General features: G+C 44.8%; 7 protein-coding genes. 2 read left to right on the top strand and 5 right to left on the bottom strand.

From position 1 onward, the window contains the following. Positions 1–64: 64 nt before the first annotated feature. Both rpmF and HFA01_RS17570 read right to left on the bottom strand, forming a co-directional pair. Positions 65–238, bottom strand: a complete 174-nt coding sequence (gene rpmF, locus HFA01_RS17575; protein ID WP_035505553.1) for a 50S ribosomal protein L32 — start codon at positions 236–238, stop codon at positions 65–67. Between the two features lie 47 nt (positions 239–285). Further along, a complete protein-coding gene (locus tag HFA01_RS17570) occupies positions 286–807 on the bottom strand; it encodes a YceD family protein (protein WP_146818676.1) in 522 nt (173 codons plus the stop codon). A gap of 206 nt (positions 808–1013) precedes the next feature. Between HFA01_RS17570 and HFA01_RS17565 the strand changes: the two genes are divergently transcribed. Next, on the top strand, positions 1014–2228 hold the full coding sequence (locus HFA01_RS17565; protein ID WP_146818674.1) for a nucleotidyltransferase: 1215 nt from the start codon (positions 1014–1016) through the stop codon (positions 2226–2228). Between the two features lie 142 nt (positions 2229–2370). Here HFA01_RS17565 and HFA01_RS17560 read toward each other — a convergent pair whose 3' ends face one another. Further along, the gene (locus tag HFA01_RS17560; RefSeq protein ID WP_146818672.1) at positions 2371–3402 is read right to left on the bottom strand and encodes a SepM family pheromone-processing serine protease; all 1032 of its coding nucleotides are present in this window, start codon (positions 3400–3402) and stop codon (positions 2371–2373) included. After that, positions 3399–4196: a patatin-like phospholipase family protein gene (locus HFA01_RS17555; protein WP_146818669.1), complete on the bottom strand. Its 798-nt coding sequence runs from the start codon at positions 4194–4196 to the stop codon at positions 3399–3401. The genes HFA01_RS17560 and HFA01_RS17555 overlap by 4 nt, the downstream gene beginning before the upstream one ends. Before the next feature lie 149 nt (positions 4197–4345). Here HFA01_RS17555 and spoVV point away from each other — a divergent pair, with 149 nt between their 5' ends. Next, positions 4346–5557, top strand: a complete 1212-nt coding sequence (gene spoVV, locus HFA01_RS17550) for a dipicolinic acid transporter SpoVV (protein ID WP_167506270.1) — start codon at positions 4346–4348, stop codon at positions 5555–5557. Between the two features lie 26 nt (positions 5558–5583). On the opposite strand, the gene coaD is transcribed toward spoVV, so the two are convergent. Continuing rightward, on the bottom strand, positions 5584–6060 hold the full coding sequence (gene coaD, locus HFA01_RS17545) for a pantetheine-phosphate adenylyltransferase (RefSeq protein ID WP_146818667.1): 477 nt from the start codon (positions 6058–6060) through the stop codon (positions 5584–5586). Positions 6061–6066: the final 6 nt, after the last annotated feature.

The following is a 6066-nucleotide window of genomic DNA, read 5'->3' as shown; positions in this document are numbered from 1 at the left end:
TTAGTGGAAGAGTTTGCGGACATAAAAAAAGACCTGACGGATGTCAGGCCTTTCTTTGATGAACTTAGTCGTTCACCACTTGTTTTCCATTATATTGTCCACAAGATTTGCAAACATGGTGTGGTTTTGAGTACTCGCCACAGTTATCACACTGAACCATTCCTGGTGCGTGAAGTTTCTTGTGAGTACGACGTTGGTTTTTGACTTTCTTAGACGTTTTACGCTTAGGTACTGCCATGTTGTACACCTCCTTTAAGGGATTTCTGAGAACCATAACATATTGTTTTACTCGTTCTCTTCTTCATTTAATAATGATTGCAGTTTAGCCATTCGAGGATCCACTTTCTTTTCCTCAGGTTCCTCTGTAACCACCTGCCAGCCTTTCCCTTCCTGGGGGGCTGCTTCATGAGCCTCATCATCATGGGAAAAAACGCGAGTCGGAATCTCCAACTGTACATTTTCCTTGATATAAGGCGTTAAGTCAAGCACTTCTCCATTCACGGAATGAACTTCAGAGTCATCTTCTTCTGTATGGTAAGGTGACAGATTAAATGCCTCCAGAGCATCAATGTGAAATGGATAAGTCACATCAACTAACGTTCGGGCACAAGGCAACACCATTTCTCCATCAATCGAAAAAGTTACCGTTATATCATTTCCTCGAGTCATTGCTTGACCTTTGACATGAACAGGGGAAATCCTGCGAATGTCATTGTTCAGTTGTTCTAATTCGCGAATATCTACGTCATCCTCAAAGTAGAACGGCTCATCACCTGTCTGCTTGAGTTTTTGTAGAGGAAATTTCATAGTTATCACCTCATGGCAACAAGAGTTATTGTAAAAGGATTTCGCTGATTTGTCAATATTTTTTCTTTACAGCATATCCTTATTCTCGTGCGGTTTTAGTAAGATTTATCATATTTCACGGTCAGGAATGCGAAATTTCCATAGTATCATGATAAAATAAACCAAACACTTGTTCAATAGTAAAGAATCGGATGGGAGGATCTTTTGTGAAATCATGTGGAGTTGTTGTTGAATATAATCCTTTTCATAATGGACATCTTTATCATTTGGAAGAATCAAAAAAACATGCAAAAGCCGATTGCATGATCGCCATCATGAGCGGGAACTTTTTACAGCGTGGAGAACCTGCGATGATCGATAAATGGCACCGAACGGAAGCCGCGCTCCGTGGCGGGGCGGATCTTGTGCTCGAACTTCCCTTCCTTTATGCGGTCCAACACAGCGATTACTTTAGTCAAGGTGCCATTCAGACACTTGCTGAAGTCGGGGTGGATAGCGTTTGCTTTGGCAGTGAAAACGGAAGGATTGCGGCGTTCACGGAGGCTTTTGAGCATATGAGCAAACATCAAGAAGAGTATGATGTGACCGTGAGAAGATATTTGAATGAAGGATATGCCTACCCAGAGGCTTCCCGCCTTGGATATGAATCCATTTCTTTCCCTTCTGGTTCCATCGACCTCACACAACCGAATAACATCCTTGGTTATAGTTACGTAAAACAACTTCTTACTTATGCTCCGGACATTGAACCACTGACCGTTTTACGAAAAGATAACCACTACCATGATGAAGAGATTCATGGAAAAATTGCAAGTGCAACAAGCATTCGGAAAGAATTGTTCGAAGAAAGAGAACTGACAGAGAAGGCTGGACAGTCGCTTCCCCCTTCTACAGTCGAGGTCTTACATGAGTACAAAAACAGCCTTGGCCTTTGGCACGATTGGGAAGCCTATTTCCACCTGCTTCAATACAAGATCATGACGATGGAGGAAAGTACCCTCCGCTGTTTCCATGGAGTCGACGAAGGTTTGGAATACCGTCTTAAAAGGACTATCAAAGAGGCTGCAACCTTCCATCAGTTTATCTCTTCTTTGAAAACGAAGCGGTACACGTGGACACGCCTTCAGCGAACCCTTGCCCATATTCTTGTTGGAACAGATAAACAGGAAGCCCGCGTCCTTCTAAGAGAAACACCGCCCCCTTATGCAAGAATCCTTGGCATGTCAGACACAGGTAAAAAGTATTTGCGCGGTGTAAAAAAAGAAACCTCTATCCCGCTGATCACACAACCTCAGCAGCTGGAGCATGAAATGTTGGATTTGGAAGCAAGGGCTGCGGCCGCTTACTACAGTGTCTTGTCTCCTGAGCGTAGAGTAGATCAGCTGAAACGTGAATACGGACCACCTGTGATCCATTCATAAAGGGGATAAAACCTCCCCCCAGAAGCGCTAATGGTGCTGTTGACCTGGGCTTACCCTTATGTCACCGTGTACGTTCACTATATAGTATTTATTAAAAGATAAAGATAAAAACAGCCGCTCCTCCTTCGGAACGGCTGTTTTTTTATGCTTCCTTCTTCGGTTCTAATTCCTGCAGATAATCCAGTGCATCCTGGAACGTATCCACAGGAACGACTTTCATGTCGGTATCGATTTCTTCAGCTGTTTCTTTGGCGATTTGATAGTTGGATCCTTCTCTTCCCTCTTCATTTGGTGCAAAGAAAACTTCTGCACCATGGTCGGAAGCGGCTACCACTTTCTTATCAATGCCTCCGATCCTTCCTACTTGTCCTTCATAGTTTATTTCTCCGGTCCCTGCAATTTCATAACCTTTTGTGATATCAGGCTCTGTCAATTGATCATAAATTTCCAATGAAAACATCAGTCCGGCACTCGGCCCTCCGATTTCACCACTTTTGACATTCACTTTCGGATTCACATCCACCGTTCGGTCGGTCACAAGGGAAATGCCGACACCGACTTTGTCAGGGTTATCAGGGAAAGGAGCTAGTTCAAGTTCACGTTCCATTGTTTCCTCATCCCTTACAATGGTAAGCATGACGGACTCTCCTTCACCCTTGTTGCTCACATAGTCGATCAGGTCGCTCGTTTCTTGAATGTCTTGACCATCCACTTTCACAATCTGATCGCCCGTTTCTAAAATCTCTTCCGCCGGCATCCCTTCAATCACATTCATGACATAGACGCCTTCATAGTTTATCTCAATCTCTTTGCCGGCTGCTTGATAGGCGACGACTTTGGAGGCTTCCTGAGAAGACTCCATCATTTGCAGCTGGGCATGGAAGTACTCTTCCTCTGACACCCCTTCCGGACGGATGTCTTCTAATGGATAGATTTGATGGAATGGACGGACCTGGGCAAGAACCCATTGAATAGGTGTCGCCTGTCCACCTCTGACGGTTACAAGGTGCATATCCCCTTCACTGTCGTAACCACCCTCGACTTCGACAATGTCATTTAACGCATCCGCGGTTCCCGGTTTATAAATATAATAAGGGAGGCGGAAGGCCCCCAGGAATGCCACGATAAGTACGGTTATAATTCCAGTAATAATCAGTTTGCGATTTGCTTTCATTCGTCATTTGACTCCTTCCACGCAGCGAGCTTCATCTTTATTTCTTGTATGCAATCTTCCGCTGCTTTCTCCCCCGCCTCTACAATTTCCTGGATCTTCGTAAAAGCCCGGGAGCTGAATTTGGATACATCCGGCTTGATCATCACATCCGCATCAGAGGAGACCCCAATCGCTGTGACTAATTCATCCTGCATAATATCAATGCTCTGGGTAATGACATCATAAATCGAATTAATGTTTGGGTCAGAGTCAAAGTGCGCACAATCCACAGCAATAATAAATGCGGCCCCCATATCTTTCACCACAGAGACAGGGACACGATCAATGACCCCTCCATCAATATAGAGACGATCTTCAATTCTTTCGGGTACGAAAATCCCGGGAATGGCAATGCTGGCTCTGACCGCATCACTTGCAGGACCTTTCGTGAAGATTTTCTTCTCTCCGGCGTAGAGATCCGTTGCGACAATGGACATGGGTGTTTGAAAATCCTCGATGTTCTTTCCGAACGTGAAAAGCCGGATGTATTCTTTGATTCTTTTCCCCTGAACAAACCCCATTTTAGGGACAGTGAAATCCAAATAGTACTTTCGTTTAAACGTAAAGGCAAGTTTATACATATCTTCGATTCTTTGTCCGGCAGCAAAAAAAGAGCCGACGAGCGCCCCCATGCTGCTTCCTGCAATGAAATCAACGGGAATATCATGTTCACGAAGGACCTTCAGAACACCCAAGTGTGCAAAACCACGCGCTCCTCCAGAACCTAAAGCCAATCCGATCTTTGGTCTCGCCACTCGTCATCCCTCCTTCATCCATGTGGTTTATTTTATGGAATAAACCATTCCCTTATGAGCGTACACATGGAATATAGACAACCTGTGAGCACGCGTCGAAATCTATACCTATTCTACTATTCCTATGATGAGAAGTACAGAAAACAGCCATGTCTAAGGAGGCGTTCTCGATTTCCAAATTGAAAACCGTCGCATTGACGCTGCTTGCTTCGGCGCTTGCGGTTTCCTTGATCTTATATCCACGTGATGCCCTATCCGCCAGTCTCAGAGGACTTGATCTTTGGTGGGAAATCGTCTTCCCTTCCCTTCTCCCATTTTTTATAACCGCAGAATTTTTAATCGGTTTCGGTGTCGTACACGGGCTCGGGGCCATTAGTGAACGGTTTATGAGGCCATTGTTTAATGTTCCTGGCTGCGGCGGTTTTGTTTGGGTGATGGGAATGGCAAGTGGTTATCCTTCCGGAGCGAAGTGGACGGCCGACCTCCGTAAGAAAGGACAAGTGACCCGTGCCGAAGCTGAGAGGCTGGTCGCTTTTACAAACGCTTCTAGTCCACTTTTCATTTTCGGAGCCATTGCTGTCGGATTCTTTCACGATGCAAGCCTTGGCATTCTCATTGCTATTGCTCATTATGGTGGGAATTTTCTCGTGGGCATCGGCATGCGTTTCTATAAGAGAAATGATCAGGAACGTAGCATGGACCGTGCGTCTGCGTCCTGGAAAGATGCGTTCAGTAAAATGCACCAATCTCGGCTGGATGATGGACGAACTCTGGGCAAATTGATGGGTGATGCAGTGACAAGATCCGTGGATACACTGCTTATGGTTGGTGGTTTTATCATGCTTTTCTCCGTTCTCACGGAATTGTTGAAGCAGACAGGTGCCATTCATATTTTTTCACACCTGCTTTTTTATACAGGACTTCCTGAAACGTTCCATGTTCCTTTTACAGCTGGAATGTTGGAATTGACGACTGGTATCGGTGCGGTTACCGAAACCCATGAACCTTTGCTCGCTCAGCTTTTAATCGTAAGCTTCATTCTCGGTTTCCATGGATTTTCGATTCAGGCCCAAATCGCAAGCATTCTTGCAGAAACGGACATCCGCTTTAAACCTTACGCACTGGCAAGGATTGCTCATGGAATGGTCGCGGCTGCGTTGATTTATGTATTGTATTTCGTTTACCGCCCCTTTCAACAACAAAGCATGCCGATTTGGAATCCAAACGAAAACTTCACGACCCCCATTCTTGAGTTTTTCAATCATTATGGGCCGCCGATTACACTCCTTATGATCATGCTTATGATCTGTGTAAAATGGAACAGTGAGCGGAAAACAAAAAAACGATCCCTACACGTATAATCCGTAGAGATCGTTTTTTGTCGCGATTAAAATTTTTCTGAAAGAGCTTTTTCTACAGGCGGTGGAACAAGGTCACTGATGTTCGCTCGGTATTTCGCCACCTCTTTGACAATGCTTGAACTCAAGAAAGAGTATTGATTGTTTGTCATCACGAAAAACGTTTCAATATCTTCATTCAGCTTCCTGTTCATGGAAGTGATCTGCATTTCATATTCAAAATCACTCACGGCCCGTAAACCTCGAATGATCGCGTGCGCTCCTTTTTCCTCAGCATAATCCATCAAAAGGCCGCTGCAAGCGTCCACGGAAACATTGTCGATATCTTTGGTTACTTCTTCCAACAATTCCTTGCGTTCGTTCACATCAAATAGAGGAGATTTACTCTGGTTGTTGAATACCGCCACGATGACGTGGTCAAAGACTTTCGCCCCTCTACGGATAATATCCAAATGTCCATATGTAACGGGATCGAAACTTCCCGGGCAAATCGCAATACGTGTCATACCCTT

This window comes from Halobacillus faecis, from assembly GCF_007991335.1.
GTDB lineage: Bacteria > Bacillota > Bacilli > Bacillales > Halobacillaceae > Halobacillus > Halobacillus faecis.
This window is presented reverse-complemented; position numbering and strand designations above follow the sequence as displayed.

Excerpts from the sequence above, each read along its gene's own strand:
- rpmF (WP_035505553.1), bottom strand. The coding sequence starts at position 238 with ATGGCAGTACCTAAGCGTAAAACGTCTAAGAAAGTCAAAAACCAACGT.
- HFA01_RS17570 (WP_146818676.1), bottom strand. The coding sequence starts at position 807 with ATGAAATTTCCTCTACAAAAACTCAAGCAGACAGGTGATGAGCCGTTC.
- HFA01_RS17560 (WP_146818672.1), bottom strand. The coding sequence starts at position 3,402 with ATGAAAGCAAATCGCAAACTGATTATTACTGGAATTATAACCGTACTT.
- spoVV (WP_167506270.1), top strand. The coding sequence starts at position 4,346 with ATGTCTAAGGAGGCGTTCTCGATTTCCAAATTGAAAACCGTCGCATTG.
- coaD (WP_146818667.1), bottom strand. The coding sequence starts at position 6,060 with ATGACACGTATTGCGATTTGCCCGGGAAGTTTCGATCCCGTTACATAT.